Consider the following 13,799-nt stretch of genomic DNA (forward strand, 5'->3'; position numbering starts at 1 on the left):
CTATCGAATGGTAAGGGGTAATAGTTATGTTCATGCGAACTGCTAAGTGGTGTTGGATTACTTGTTTACAATTATTAGCTGCAATTCTATGTATAATCTGTTTAGGTGCGCTCCCTCGATTATTTAAGGGATTGCAAATTGATTTAATCGGTTTTTGGAACACGATTGTGTTTATTGGAGGAAAGTTACTCCGACCATGGGAAATTACATTTGGATTTCGAGACTCGAGGAAATTATTTCCACAAATATGGATTCATTATAGTGAAACTATGATTGTATTTCTATCAGCTTTTTTACTATCTTTGCTTATAGCGTATGTACTTGTTGTTTGGGTATTGCAGCGTTCTCATATGAAGCAAAAAATGTGGAATGGAGTTTTTCTTACGCTAGAGAGTATACCGGATATATTACTTATTTTATTATCACAACTTCTTGTCGTAATTGTTTTTCAAAAAACAGGTTTTATGCCAATAAAACTTGCTGGATTAGGAGAAGAGAGAGTACGATTGTTACCGATTATATGTCTTACAATACCAACAACGTTATTATTTATTAAACTATTGTTATTACGTTTTAAAGAAGAAATGGAGAAAGATTATAGTATATTTGCGAAGAGTAAAGGACTAAGTTTGCAGCATATTTTAACACATCATGTTTCAAGGAATGTTTTATTGACGACAATTTACTATGCGAAAACAAATATTTTATTTATGCTATCCAATTTATATATTATCGAATGGATTTTTAATACATATGGAATGTTTGTATTTGTAAAAGAAAATTCTAAATTAGAAATATTTACAGTGAGTCTAGTTATATTATACGTTCCGCTTTTTATACTATTTCGTATATTACATACGCTTTTACAAAATGTTATAAGGGAGCGTGTGTAACATGTGGCAAGTTGTAAAAAGAGATGTGAGATTTTGGATAGGTGTTACTTTTCTGAGTGTACTAATGATTATTAGTATTGGATATACGTTATTTTTCGATGGGAATATTCGTGAACTTACGATGATGTATAATGAAAAAGGAGAACTAGAGGCTGCTCCATTTTCGCCATCAAGTAAATTTTGGTTCGGAAGTGATACGAAAGGCCGTGACCTTGTCCAATTAATAATAGAAGGCGCGAAATGGACAGTTGGAGCGAGTATAATTATAGCAACTTTACGAGTTATAGTTGGAGGAGGGATTGGTTTACTTCTTGGTATGTATGGTAAGCGATCTTTTCCGGTTATCTCATCCTTTTTTGATCCTTTTAGTATTGTACCAATGGTTATGATTTCTTATTTTATGTTAAATGAAGTTTTAACGTTTGATAGTGGAGCGGAAGTTGTGCCGTTGTATTTGCGGGTGACATTTCAAATTATAGTTCTTACATGTCTTGCTGTACCAACAGTTATGTTGTATGTAGCGCAAGAAGTTAAACGTATTAAGAAAGAAGAATTTATGTTGGCAGCCACTGTGCTTGGCGGGAGTAAATGGCAGAGGTTGAAGCGCCATATATGGCCTCATATGTTACCATCATTTCTTTTATTAATAGCACAACAATTTGTGAGTACTTTATTACTTCTTTTACACCTTGGTTTGTTGCAATTATTTTTTGGTGGAACAATAACCTTCAGTGGAATGGATCCAGATAGTGTAACAAAAGAATGGACAGGATTAATTGGTCAAAACTTCCGGCACTTAACTACTCATACATGGATTGTACTTATACCGATTGCTTTTTATAGTATGACAATCTTAGCTGGAAACCTAATTAGTAATAGCATGCAAGATGCGATTAAGCTAGGAAATGTGAGAAGGACAGAGAAGGAGAGTAAAGAATTGCAAGTAAAGAATTGCAAGTAGAGAAACAAGTACAACCAACTATGAATGACTTTTTTTTTTATAAAGAGATACAAAAATAAAAAAAGATAGCTGAAGACAAATTGTTTTCAGCTATCTTTTTTCGTTTAAAGTGGAGGTAAATCAATCTTACCTTCTTCAAATAATTCTTTTATCATATGCTTCGTATAACCAGCGGCTTGACCAAATGTGATTTTTGCTGGCATTGGTGCTTCGTTAGCATCTACAACTACATCAATAATACACGGTTTATTTTGTTTTACTGCATTTTCGAAAGCGGGAAGTAGCTCATCTAAATTCTCAACACGGTATCCAATACCTCCACACGCCTCTGCATATTTTGCGAAATCTGGGTTCGTTAAGTCTGTTTCGAATTCGATATTACCCATAACTTCTTGTTCAAATTTAATCATCGCAATTTTATTATTGTTTAATACGACGACAACGATTGGTAATTTATATTTTACAGCTGTTACGAAGTCATTCATCGTCATTCCAAATCCACCATCACCACAAACTGCAAATACTTGTTTATCCGGGAAAGCAATTTTTCCAGCAAGTGCACCAGGTAAACCGCAGCCAAGTGTTGCGAGCCAGCTAGAAATGACAAATTGCTGGTTTGTCATACGGAAGTGTCTTGCGGTCCATACTGTTACATTTCCGACATCGACTGATAGAATTGCGTCATCATGTGCTACTTGCTGCAGAGCATGCATAACGCGTTGTGGTTTAATTGGAATGGAAGAGTCTTCTTCTTGATCGTGTAATTTTTCTTCCCACTTTTTCATCATTTCTTGGTGATGTTCTAAGAAGGAATGGTCTGTGTGTTCTTCAACATTTTCAATTAACCATCGTAATGTTTTATCAGCATCACCAGCTAAACCAATATCTGTCGCATAACGTTTCCCGATTTGGGCAGGATCTGTATCGATATGAATTGTTTTTGCTTTTTCAGGTAAGAAGCCGGTGAACGGATAAGAAGTACCGACCATAATTAAAGTATCTGCATGCTTCATTGCTTCATAAGAAGGTTTCGTTCCAATTAATCCTAATCCACCAATACAAAGAGGGTGTTCATCAGGAATAATTCCTTTAGCTGGTAATGTAAGTACGATTGGAGCACCAATATGTTCTGCCAATGCAAGTAAAGATTCTCTCGCATGTTTTGTTCCTTTTCCAGCTAAAATCACAGGCTTTTTCGCTTCATTTATTGCGAGTTTCGCTGCATCTAAATCTTCTTTTTGTGGAAACAACTCAGGCAAAGTAAAAGAAGTATTTGTAACACGGGCACCATTTTTCACTTCGAATTTTGGGACATCATCTGGAATAGTAAGAACGGATACACCTTTTTTCGTATAAGCCATTCGAATTGCTTGATTCACTACGGCAGGTAGTTGCTCTGCTGACATAATACGCTGGTTATAAACCGCAACATCATCAAACATTCTTTCTAAATTTACTTCTTGGAAAAAGTCCGTTCCAAGTAAATCGGTTTCTACTTGACCTGAAATTGCTAGAACAGGGGCTTTATCGAGTTTCGCATCATATAAACCATTTAATAAATGAATAGCACCAGGCCCTGCAATTGCCATACAAACGCCAAGTTTTCCTGTTAATTTTGCATAGGCAGCCGCTGCTAATGCACCAGCTTCTTCATGGCGAACTTGAATGAATTTAATTTGATCTTGTTTTTTTCTTAAAGCTTCAATGATAGAATTGATGGAATCTCCAGGCATACCGTATATGTGTTCTACTCCCCAGTCAATTAATAAATCAACTAATGCTTCACCGGCTGTTTTCCCAAACATAATTGTTCCTCCTTATAATAGGTAGATAACATTATGTTTTGGATAAAAAGGGAAAATATACAAATAAGAAAATTTATCTGGTTATTTGTAATCCAAGAATCAGTGTGGGAGGAACAAAAGTTTCACTTTAGCAACTTTAATGATGACCAGCGAATAAAGTGAACACTGTTATTAGTAAAAAACCACTAGTTGCCCACATTAGAAATGTAAGGAAAGAGAGCTGTTTCTTAGCTTTCCAAAGCATTTCATGAATTGTGACATATCCAAGTGAACCAATAGCACTTCCCATAATGAGGCCTTGCAGGTGAAGAGCTTTTCCTTCCATCAAAATGCCAAAAACTGTGCCAGTACCGAGAATAAGAGAAAGTAATAAAGTCGTTAATAAAAAGGAAATATATTTATGTTTTGTAAAAAGAAATGGAATAATTAAAGCTAATCCTTCTGGAATATGGTGAACGACGATTGCTATTAAAAAGGGAATGGCAGAGTCATTATGATTTATAAAAGCTGTACCTAACGCAAATCCACTAGGTATATTATGAATAAATATAGCGAAAGAGAGAAAAAGGAAGGTTTGCCATGCTTGTTGATCTTTTTTATGTATCATTGGATGGTGACAATAGTTATCTAATAAGCTCATAACTAAAATACCGATGGCTATACCAAGTATAGGCCCAATCATTTCGTAGCTTGAAAATGTTTCAGGAATAATTTCAAGGGATAAAAGCCCAAGTAAAATTCCGCCACATAATGCGTATAAACGATGCATCTTTTCTTCAATTAGCTGGCGTGTTGCTACTCCAACAGCACCGCCTAATAGTAATCCACCGAACGAAAAAAATGTTACAATCATTGGAATCCATAATCGTTCCATAGTATCACACTCCGATTCTTCCACTTATTTTTAGCTTACGAAAAGGAAAGTTAGAATAGTCCAAGTAATTGTGTTTGATTATAGAGAAAAAAGTAGTGATTCGTTATAATTTATATATTAAATTTAAGTGAGAAAATGAAAAGGGGAATTGGTTATGCAACAAATTAAAAAAATAGGAAACTCATTTTGGTATATGACACCAGTTTCTGAAACAGATAGACCTATATTAGGAATGGTTGTTGGAAAAGAAAAAACTTTAATGATCGATGCAGGGAATTCAGAGGAACATGCACAATTATTTTTAGAAATGTTAAAAGAACAAAATGTATCGAATCCAGATTTCGTAGCACTAACCCATTGGCATTGGGATCATATTTTTGGATTGCCTGTACTACAAGATGCATTGTCTATTGCACATTCTGAAACGAAAAAAGAGATGCGTACACTTGTTTCTTATGAATGGACAGATGAAGCTTTGGACGCACGCGTAAAAGAGGGTACTGAAATTGCATTTTGTGCGGATTGCATCAAGAAAGAGTTTGAAGAAAAAGCGAGAAATATTAACATTATTCCTCCGGCCTTAACGTTCCAGGATCAAATTGAATTAGACCTTGGTGGGGTGACATGCGTGTTAAAACATGTGGGCGGAGATCATGCACATGATTCAGTTGTTATGTACATAAAAGAAGAAAAGATATTATTTTTAGGAGACTGTATATATGCAGATATTTTTTCTGCGAAGTGGAACTATACGACGAAAAGAACGTTTAAATTGATAGATGAATTAGAGAAATTTGATGCTAAGACATATATTCTCTCTCATGGGGAAGCGATAAATCGAGAGGAGTTTTTACAAGAGATTCGTATGTTAAAAACAGTAGGAACTTATACAGAAGCTCATAAAGGTGATGAAGAGAAGATAAAGGCAGCGTATAAACAAGAACTAGATAGAGAATTAAATGAAGATGAGTTAGAAACAATAACTTATTTTGTCAATGGTTATGAAATGAGTAATCAATAAGACACTACATTAATCCAATATAATTAAATTGCACAAAAAGAGTATTGAAATTTAATTCAATACTCTTTTCAATAGTTAAATATGTAGTTTCAACTAAATTCTAAATATAGGGGTTCATCGTCTGAAGTGATTTTATTCTATTTATTTTTCGTATAGATAGTGGTTCAAGTAGAAGCTTTCTTTGCTAATTCAGTAATATATTCAAAGAATACATCACGTTTTACATCATAAACGACATTTACAGGTCGTCCATCAGCAGTTTCCTCTGTACGTCCTTGGCTTGGTCCGTATGTATGAACGATACTATTAATTGTTTCAGTTTTTGCAAGGTTAGTGTTTCCGACAAGCGCGGTAGTTAGTACATCCCATAAATAGTAGGTAGAGTTCGTTGAGAAGTGAACGAGAGGGGGGACCATTGCATAACATTGACCAAGGAAATCCATACCAATATACTTCCGTTCTTTTGCCCATTGTTCACGTATGTCTATAGTTAACGGAACTTGGTTTGTACTTTCTAGTGTCACTAAGTCGATTTTAATTTTTGCATCCCATACACGAGCTACTGCTTCAGGGTCCCAAAACGAATTCCACTCAGCTGTTCCATCATGCTCTGGTTCATGTACATTGCCTGCTGTAAGAAATGTACCACCCATCCAAACGAGACATTCAATTTTATCTTCAATTATGGGAGCTTCATATAACGCACGAGCAAGGTCAGTTAGGGGCCCGGTAAATAATAAAGTTGTTTTTCCTTCCGTTTGTAGAAGTGTTTCTATTAAATGGTGATGTGCAGGCTTTGCTGCCATGGGTGCTACAACTTTTCCAGACTCATTTAAAATTGGTAAAGCATCTACATAAAATGCATGCATCCGCCAGTCTTTCGGAAACGGGTTTTGCCCGCGAGAGTTTGAAGCGGCTACTGCAATATTATCTTTGCTGAAGCAATCAATAATTTTACGACTTGCGGACATTGCAGGTTCTAAATAGCAGTCTGCTGGGATAACAGATACACCGGTAAGTTCAACGTTTTCCATTTGAAGTAATAAAAATAATGAAATTAAATCATCTACGCCGCCATCATGATTGAAGTATACTTTTTTCTTCATTGTAATCTCCATCCTATATGATTTAGTTAGAAATTAAATATGAATTGAGGAAAAGTCATCAATAATTTCCACCACTTCAATTTCTCCATTAATCAGTAGCTCAGGAAGCTCATTTCTAATATTTCCTTTCCAATACTTTCTAGCTTGTTCGATTTTTTGAGAAAAAGGAATACCATCTTCTTTCGGTAAAAGATTCCCGTCACCTTCAAAAGAACTTCCGATTACTCGTAGTTTAACAATCTGTAAAACTTCTCGATTGTAAGAATCAAATAGCGCTTTCCATTTCAAAGCATCCTCATAGCTTTTAGCAGCGTATAAACAAGATAACCTGGAAGGGTATTCAGGGAATTCTTGTAGTCTAACCATTTCTACAATTGTTTCTCTAACTGCTCTAATTGTTTGATTCATATAATTCATAACTACTTTAGCATTTTCATTATTTATATGTAATTCGTCATTTTTATAGTGATTATTTAAAATTTGTATGCCATCTTCACCACTAACATTTAATTGTTCTCTTTCAAAAAAGAAGTGATATAGAGTATTGTGTTGATTTTTTTTAAAAGGAATCATTTGTCCGATATGCATTCTTTTCCTTGTTACGATGTGATATGCGTAAAATTCTGTTTCATTCATGGTTATCCTCCTAGTAATAATGTAATGCAATGTTAAATTTAGTAATTCAACATTGATATATATAAAACCTTTATAAGTAAAAGTGAGAATTTGAGTTGAAAGTAAAGAAAATACATGAAAACGTTTTAAAATTGTTCACAAAATGTTCACTTACGAAGGGGGTTCCAATGTCGATATAATGACAAAGACTCAAAGAGAGAGGATGATGAAATTTGCCAACAACAAGAAAAGAAAACCTCCAATTTGGCATGATGATGTGCCTTGGAATGGTTATCGTAATGACGTTTTACAATTTACTAATGAATGAAACAGGAGGACCAATTTATATTAAAGAGATTGCATTAGAACTATTAATTGGCTTTATTATTGCGCTATTAATTGAAATAAGTATAGTTGGACCTTGTGCGAAAAAAATTGTATTCATGTTGCCATTTGATAAATCTAAGAAAATAAATATTATCGTTGCAATGGCGACAACTATGGTAATCGGAATGGTGTTCTTTATGTCATTTTTCGGTATGGCTATGATGCATTTACATGGTGGACTACAAGGAGATTCATTTGTTTCAATTTATTTTTCGATTTTTATTAAAAATTTCATAATGGCATATCCATTACAATTAATTATTATGGGACCGCTTGTACGTTTCTTATTTGCAAAGTTTGTTATGAAAAAGAAATCTTTTAATGTAGCGTAATTTTTATTTATAAAACATTATATATAAATAACGAAAAACACATCTCGCATTTTTGAGGTGTGTTTTTTTTCATTCCAAGTTATTTTCATAGTGATGTGACATTTGTCCTTTTGCCATTATAGGATGATGGTTTTTAATTAAGTCAGAAATAAAGGATGAGGAGATGATTTTTTGAAAGGTATTCTATTTGCTGTTTTTGCGGGGATATTTATAACACTTCAAGGAACCTTTAATGCGAAACTTAGTTCACATATCGGTATATGGTCGACGAGTATTATAACCCATTTAATTGGATTCATTATTGCAACAACTGTATTTTTGTTAAAGAAAGAAGAGAAAGTAACGGATTTAAAGAGTGTAAAAAAAATATATTTAGTAGCGGGTGCATTTGGTGGATTCATTATTTGTGCAGAAACTATGGCGATATATTCACTAGGAGTTACATTGACAGCTGGCACACTAATGGTTGCTCAATTGTTAACGGCAACAGTTATTGAAATGAAAGGACTGTTTCATATAAAAAAGATACAGATGGAGAGATATCATATTGTGGGAACAATAGTAATGATTATAGGTATTGTTGTATTTAATATGTAAATGAAAGGAGGAAATGAATATGGAGAATAGATCAAGTTTAATTACGCATTATTTGAAAATCAATAAAATGCTCGAGTTTTTTTCCGAAATAGATACAGCATATTTTCAATTAAATCATTTTGAAAAAGGCGAGCTTATTTGCAATATAGATGACGAAATTGATCGTTTATATTTTGTTGTTAAAGGTAAAGTAAAAGTTTATACGATTACACCTGAAGGGAAGAAACTAATCCTTCGCTTTATTAATCCACTCGCAATTGTTGGTGATATTGAATTAATTCAAAATAGCAAAGCACATAATGTCGTTGAAGCTTGTTCAGATGTTGTAGCGATTTCCATTTCTAATACGGTTATTAGAAACAAGTTATTACATGATCCTATATTTATGAAATTCTTACTTGAAAACATTGCGAACACGTTAAAAATATCGACTCGTTTTACTGCTCTTAATTTACTTTATCCTGTAGAAGTACGTGTAGCTAGTTATTTACTTTCAATTTCAACAGATAGTAACGGAAATATGTACAAAGGGGATTTGGATACGACATCGGTAACGAGTATTGCAGGCTTTATAGGGGTAAGTTATAGGCACGTAATTCGGGTATTACAAAGATTTTATAATGAAAAATTAATTGAAAAAAGTAATGGAGTTATTGTCATTAAAGATTTTTCTAGAATGAAGGAAGTCGCTAAAGATAATATATATGAGCAATGAAAGGGAGAGGAAGATTTTGATTGGATTTAGTTTAGCTATATTAGCAGGAATATTAATTAGCTTACAATCTGTTTTTAATGCAAAAGTAAATGAAAATGTAGGACAGTGGTTAACGACTACATGTGTCCTTGGAATAGGTCTCATTAGTTCTATTCTATTTTATATCATTACAGAAAACAGTATTAGCATTAAAGTGTATACTGCAAATTATTTGTTTTATGTAAGTGGACTGTTTGCCATCGGGTTAATTATTTGTATAATGGGTGCAATAAAGAGTTTAGGTCCAGCATATACGGTGCTAATTAGTCTTATTACTCAATTGGTCGTTGCGTTATGTATTGATACATTTGGATTATTTGGAATGGAGAGCATTCCATTACAAATAAATAAATTAGTTGGTATAGGTTTATTAATTGTGGGAGTAGGAATTTTTAAAAATATCTTTTCGAACAAGAGAGCTATTAGAATAACCGAGGATGAGATTTAAAGGTTATAAGGATGTTGATAATCAGATTATAGATGTTTATGTAGTGGGAATACATTTCATATATGTCTCTGTTAGTGAAGGGTCTATATATATTCGAAAAAAAACGTGAATTAGCTATTAGTGTAGTTGAAAAGAAGACGTCAATAAGTTGAGGTCTTCTTTATGTATTGTTCTGAAGTTACCAGAACTTAAGTATAAGGGAATGGGAAGTGGTTTAAGTTAAGCAGAATATACCCGAAAATAAAATATTACTTAACATATATAACTAATGAATACAATGTCTTTTTCAGTTATTAAGTTGTAAATCATTTTATGATAAAATCTTTTACATAATTTAATAAAGGGGTAGTATTTAATGGGTTATTTCTCAAATGGTTTATTAGTTTTGTTTGTGCTAATCGTATGCAGTTGTATATTTTTTGGTTGATAATATAATGAGAGTCTTATATAAAAGAAGTTATCTTAAGTGAGATAACTTCTTTTTATTTTATATTGAGAAGGAATTCTATCTTTCTTATTGAAGTTTGTTCTAGTTATTTTTACATCGATCAGATTTGTGTAATGGGAATTTTATGAAATATAAACAAGCCAGAGAATAGGGAGTATTTACATGGAAAATAGTATACGCTAGTGAACATCCTACAGATTTTAATGGATTATTATCCTTATACGAATCTTTAGAATGGAATTCTCTTAAATTAACTGTTAACGAGTTAGAACGAATGTGTAAGCAAAGTTGGTATGCAATTTATGTTTTTGATGATAAGAGGTTAGTAGGGATGGGGCGTGTCATATCAGATGGAGTCATAACAGGCATTATTTGTGGAGTTGGTGTATTGCCAAAATATCAGTCTAGTGGCATCGGAAAAGAAATAGTGAAACGATTAATCCAGCACTGTGAACAAAACAAGGTTATTCCACAACTTATGTGTGTAGAAAAATTGCAATCTTACTATGAATCTATAGGGTTTGAGGCATTCTCTATTGGTATGACAAAACATATTATAAGATAGAGGAGCTTTATCACGCTATTTGCCGGGCAGTAAAACCCCCACTGAGTAAAGTTTCACTTTATATTTTCAGTTTACTCGTACATATTTTTAAACTTTAATATAAAGGAGAATGGCTGTATGGAGATCGCTAAAGGGATAGAAATGTTACAACTTGAATTTCAAGAATTTGTTATTCATCCAATTCTTTTATGGGATGATGAAATGGCAGTATTAATAGATACGGGTTTCCCAGGACAAATTGAAGATATACAAGTAGAGATGGAAAAGGTTGGGGTATCATTTGATAAGTTAAAAGTCGTGATTTTGACGCATCAGGATATTGATCATATAGGTAGTCTTCCGGAGTTGTTGCAGCGCTGTCGAAGTAATATTAAAGTTTATGCGCACGAACTAGATAAGCCATATATCGAGGGGGATTTACCTTTATTGAAGGACGGAAATGTAGAGAACCGCCCAAAAGGAAAAGTGAGTGAGACTGTGATTGACGGGCAAGAACTTCCGTATTGCGGTGGAATACTAATTCTTCATACTCCAGGGCATACTCCGGGTCATATTAGTTTATATTTGAAACAAAGCAAAATTCTTATTGCAGGAGACTCTATGTATAGTGTGAATGGGATGTTAGGAGGAATTCACGCCCAAACAACTATAAATATTAAGGAAGCAAAGCAGTCTTTGAAGAAGTATTTAAATTTACATATTGAATCTGTAGTTTGTTACCATGGGGGATTAAGTAAGGAGAATATAAATGTTCAACTTCAAAATTTGTAAAGTTAAAATGGAGTTTTTTGTTAATTGACGTTGAAGTATAATCTGATTATTAGTATATAAATAAATTATAAAAGAGCATGTTTGAAGTGACCCCTAAAAGTTAGACACGGTTATTTCATTAGGCAGCTTGATAAAAGTGAGTCCGGTATTGTACTGGGCTCATTTTTAATTTTGCCTTAATCCGTTTCGTATTATAATAATCTATATATTTTTCTAATTCTATTTTAAAGTGCTCTACATTTTCAAATTCTTTTATGTAGAGGAACTCCGACTTCATAATCCCAAAGAAATTTTCTATTACTGCGTTGTCGTAACAGTTGCCTTTTCGAGACATACTCTGAACGATAGCTCTTGATTCAAGTGTAAGGACGTACTGTCTCATTTGATAATGCCATCCTTGATCCGAATGCATCAGTAGCTGGTGGGTTTCAGGTAAACGTTCCAATGCTTTCTCTAACATGTCTGAAACAAGCGAATACGTCGGTCTAGAACCAATTGTATAGGTAATAATTTCACCATTATACAAATCTAATACAGGTGATACATACAGTTTTTCTCCAAACAATTTAAACTCTGTGATGTCTGTTACCCACTTTTGATTCGGTGCATCTGTATAAAAATTACGCTCTAAAATATTAGGTGCAATTCTACCGACTTTTCCTTTATAGGATTTATATTTCTTCATACGCACAACACACTTTAACCCAAGCTCTTTCATAATGCGCTGAACCTTCTTGTGGTTCACTTTCTGGCCACGATTCGTTAATTCATCACGAATGCGACGGTAACCATAACGACCTTCATTTTCCTCATAAATCGCTTTAATCTCAGCTTTCAAATCGGCATCTAGATCTGGACGATTCATTTTCTTTACTAAATCATAATACGTGCTTCGAGGAATAGTAGCTAGCTCCACGAGTGCCTTGACCGAATATTTATGCCTTAATTCGTAGACTACTTGCGCTTTGTCTTGTTTTGTGATTTTTCCTTGTTTTGAACTAAGGCATTTAACTTTTTTAAGTACTCATTTTCCATCTCAAGCTGTTTAATGCGTGCTTCAAGTGCTTCGACTGACCCTTCAGCTAAAGGTTGTTTTAATTGTTTATTTGAATCTTTTTTCATGGATGGACGCCCCTTTTTCTTAGATTGAAGGGCATCAATTCCTTGTGTTTCGAGCTGTTTTTTCCAAACAGAAATCGTTGAAGGGGCAGGAATATTAAAGATAGCTGCCGTCTCAAATAAGGACATACCGTTTTCAATCATAAAGTTTAGTACGTCTAGTTTAAATTGTTGTGTGTAATTTGTACATCGTTTTAGAAAAGCTTCCAGACCATTCTGTTTATATTGGTTTACCCAATTCAAAATGATTGTGTCACTTATACCGAGCAATCTACCTATTTCTCGATAACTTTCATTTCCGTTCAAATAACGTAGAACGATTTGTATTTTTTCATCAGCTGTAAATTTAGCCATAGAAAAACTGCACCCCAATTGTTAGACTGTGTCTAACAATTGGGGTGCAGTTCAGTTTGAAAAAATTAAACATGCTCTTTTATTAAAGTAAATCAGTTTAATATGAATGACCTAACCCATTCCAATAAAAAGAAACGATTTCTTGTGCTAATTCATCTATATTTGCTAGAATAGGATTGTGATTTTCATCTTTAAAATTCCCAATTGATAATAAAGATACGAAAGCATGAGCCGCAAATTTAGCGTTTCCTTTTGGGATTTCTCCGATGTGCATCGCATTATCGAGTGCTTTTTCTAGTACTTCATACATATTATCTTCAGCATTTTTTAATTCTTTCAATTGTTCTTCAGATAACGACAGTTTTGCATCTTTCATAAAATTTTTCATATCAATATCCATCGTTGCGTGTAAGTAAACTTTAGCGAAGTCTAATAATCTTTCTTCTAACGTTTTGTTTGTAGAGAGTATTTGAAACATATTCTCACGTATACGTACCATCATTTTGATCATAGTAGCAGTAAATAAATCGGCTTTTGTTGAATAGTAATAGTAGACAGTTGCTTTCGTAACACCACAAACTTTTGCGACCTCATCCATAGAAACGACTTGATAATTTTGTGTAAGAAATAAGCGGGTTGCTACTTCTAAAATGGTTTCTTTTGTAGATTTTGTATTTTTATTTTGACGCGGCCTTCCGAGAGGACGTTGTTTTTGTTCCAAATACATTCGCTCCTGACATTTATGATTG

Annotated in this window: 14 protein-coding genes and 1 pseudogene; 9 read left to right on the forward strand and 6 right to left on the reverse strand. The window is 33.6% G+C overall.

What is annotated here, in order from left to right:
• The first annotated feature begins 26 nt into the window (after nucleotides 1–26).
• Both MHH27_RS11855 and MHH27_RS11860 read left to right on the forward strand, forming a co-directional pair.
• Nucleotides 27–893 carry an ABC transporter permease subunit gene (locus MHH27_RS11855; protein WP_000481000.1) on the forward strand — a complete coding sequence of 289 codons (867 nt, stop codon included), beginning with the start codon at nucleotides 27–29 and terminating at the stop codon, nucleotides 891–893.
• A gap of 1 nt (nucleotide 894) precedes the next feature.
• Nucleotides 895–1,913 (forward strand): annotated as a pseudogene (locus tag MHH27_RS11860) (ABC transporter permease subunit).
• A gap of 45 nt (nucleotides 1,914–1,958) precedes the next feature.
• Here the strand turns inward: MHH27_RS11860 and MHH27_RS11865 are convergent.
• Together MHH27_RS11865 and MHH27_RS11870 are read right to left on the reverse strand one after the other, a co-directional pair.
• Entirely contained in the window at nucleotides 1,959–3,659 is a 1,701-nt protein-coding gene (locus MHH27_RS11865; RefSeq protein WP_000467249.1) for a pyruvate oxidase, read from the reverse strand.
• Between the two features lie 136 nt (nucleotides 3,660–3,795).
• Nucleotides 3,796–4,533: a ZIP family metal transporter gene (locus tag MHH27_RS11870; protein WP_000440626.1), complete on the reverse strand. Its 738-nt coding sequence runs from the start codon at nucleotides 4,531–4,533 to the stop codon at nucleotides 3,796–3,798.
• A gap of 154 nt (nucleotides 4,534–4,687) precedes the next feature.
• On the opposite strand from MHH27_RS11870, the gene MHH27_RS11875 reads away from it, so the two are divergent.
• Entirely contained in the window at nucleotides 4,688–5,554 is an 867-nt protein-coding gene (locus MHH27_RS11875; RefSeq protein ID WP_340942628.1) for an MBL fold metallo-hydrolase, read from the forward strand.
• 164 nt (nucleotides 5,555–5,718) lie between these two features.
• On the opposite strand, the gene MHH27_RS11880 is transcribed toward MHH27_RS11875, so the two are convergent.
• Together MHH27_RS11880 and MHH27_RS11885 are read right to left on the reverse strand one after the other, a co-directional pair.
• Nucleotides 5,719–6,672, reverse strand: a complete 954-nt coding sequence (locus MHH27_RS11880; protein WP_141505493.1) for a nucleoside hydrolase — start codon at nucleotides 6,670–6,672, stop codon at nucleotides 5,719–5,721.
• 21 nt (nucleotides 6,673–6,693) lie between these two features.
• On the reverse strand, nucleotides 6,694–7,296 hold the full coding sequence (locus MHH27_RS11885) for a DUF2441 domain-containing protein (RefSeq protein ID WP_075717869.1): 603 nt from the start codon (nucleotides 7,294–7,296) through the stop codon (nucleotides 6,694–6,696).
• Nucleotides 7,297–7,508: 212 nt separating this feature from the next.
• On the opposite strand from MHH27_RS11885, the gene MHH27_RS11890 reads away from it, so the two are divergent.
• The 6 genes from MHH27_RS11890 to MHH27_RS11915 all read left to right on the forward strand — a co-directional run bounded on the left by MHH27_RS11890 (nucleotide 7,509) and on the right by MHH27_RS11915 (nucleotide 11,577).
• Entirely contained in the window at nucleotides 7,509–7,994 is a 486-nt protein-coding gene (locus MHH27_RS11890; RefSeq protein WP_053564543.1) for a hypothetical protein, read from the forward strand.
• Nucleotides 7,995–8,165: 171 nt separating this feature from the next.
• Nucleotides 8,166–8,591, forward strand: a complete 426-nt coding sequence (locus MHH27_RS11895; RefSeq protein ID WP_000676258.1) for a DMT family transporter — start codon at nucleotides 8,166–8,168, stop codon at nucleotides 8,589–8,591.
• Nucleotides 8,592–8,610: 19 nt separating this feature from the next.
• Nucleotides 8,611–9,306, forward strand: a complete 696-nt coding sequence (locus MHH27_RS11900; RefSeq protein ID WP_141526277.1) for a Crp/Fnr family transcriptional regulator — start codon at nucleotides 8,611–8,613, stop codon at nucleotides 9,304–9,306.
• A 16-nt stretch (nucleotides 9,307–9,322) separates the two neighbouring features.
• Nucleotides 9,323–9,793, forward strand: coding sequence for a DMT family transporter (locus MHH27_RS11905; RefSeq protein ID WP_098834796.1), 471 nt, complete (start codon nucleotides 9,323–9,325; stop codon nucleotides 9,791–9,793).
• 617 nt (nucleotides 9,794–10,410) lie between these two features.
• The gene (locus MHH27_RS11910) at nucleotides 10,411–10,806 is read left to right on the forward strand and encodes a GNAT family N-acetyltransferase (RefSeq protein WP_340944825.1); all 396 of its coding nucleotides are present in this window, start codon (nucleotides 10,411–10,413) and stop codon (nucleotides 10,804–10,806) included.
• A 117-nt stretch (nucleotides 10,807–10,923) separates the two neighbouring features.
• Nucleotides 10,924–11,577, forward strand: coding sequence for an MBL fold metallo-hydrolase (locus tag MHH27_RS11915; RefSeq protein WP_044584446.1), 654 nt, complete (start codon nucleotides 10,924–10,926; stop codon nucleotides 11,575–11,577).
• A gap of 118 nt (nucleotides 11,578–11,695) precedes the next feature.
• Here MHH27_RS11915 and MHH27_RS11920 read toward each other — a convergent pair.
• A protein-coding gene (locus MHH27_RS11920) for an IS3 family transposase (RefSeq protein ID WP_340942635.1) occupies nucleotides 11,696–13,050 on the reverse strand; the annotation gives its coding sequence in 2 pieces (ribosomal slippage) (nucleotides 11,696–12,597 and nucleotides 12,597–13,050; 1,356 coding nt in all).
• 97 nt (nucleotides 13,051–13,147) lie between these two features.
• Entirely contained in the window at nucleotides 13,148–13,771 is a 624-nt protein-coding gene (locus MHH27_RS11925; RefSeq protein WP_141549170.1) for a TetR/AcrR family transcriptional regulator, read from the reverse strand.
• Between the last annotated feature and the right edge of the window lie 28 nt (nucleotides 13,772–13,799).

The sequence above is a fragment of the Bacillus sp. FSL L8-0152 genome (genome assembly GCF_038006365.1).
Taxonomy (GTDB): domain Bacteria; phylum Bacillota; class Bacilli; order Bacillales; family Bacillaceae_G; genus Bacillus_A; species Bacillus_A cereus.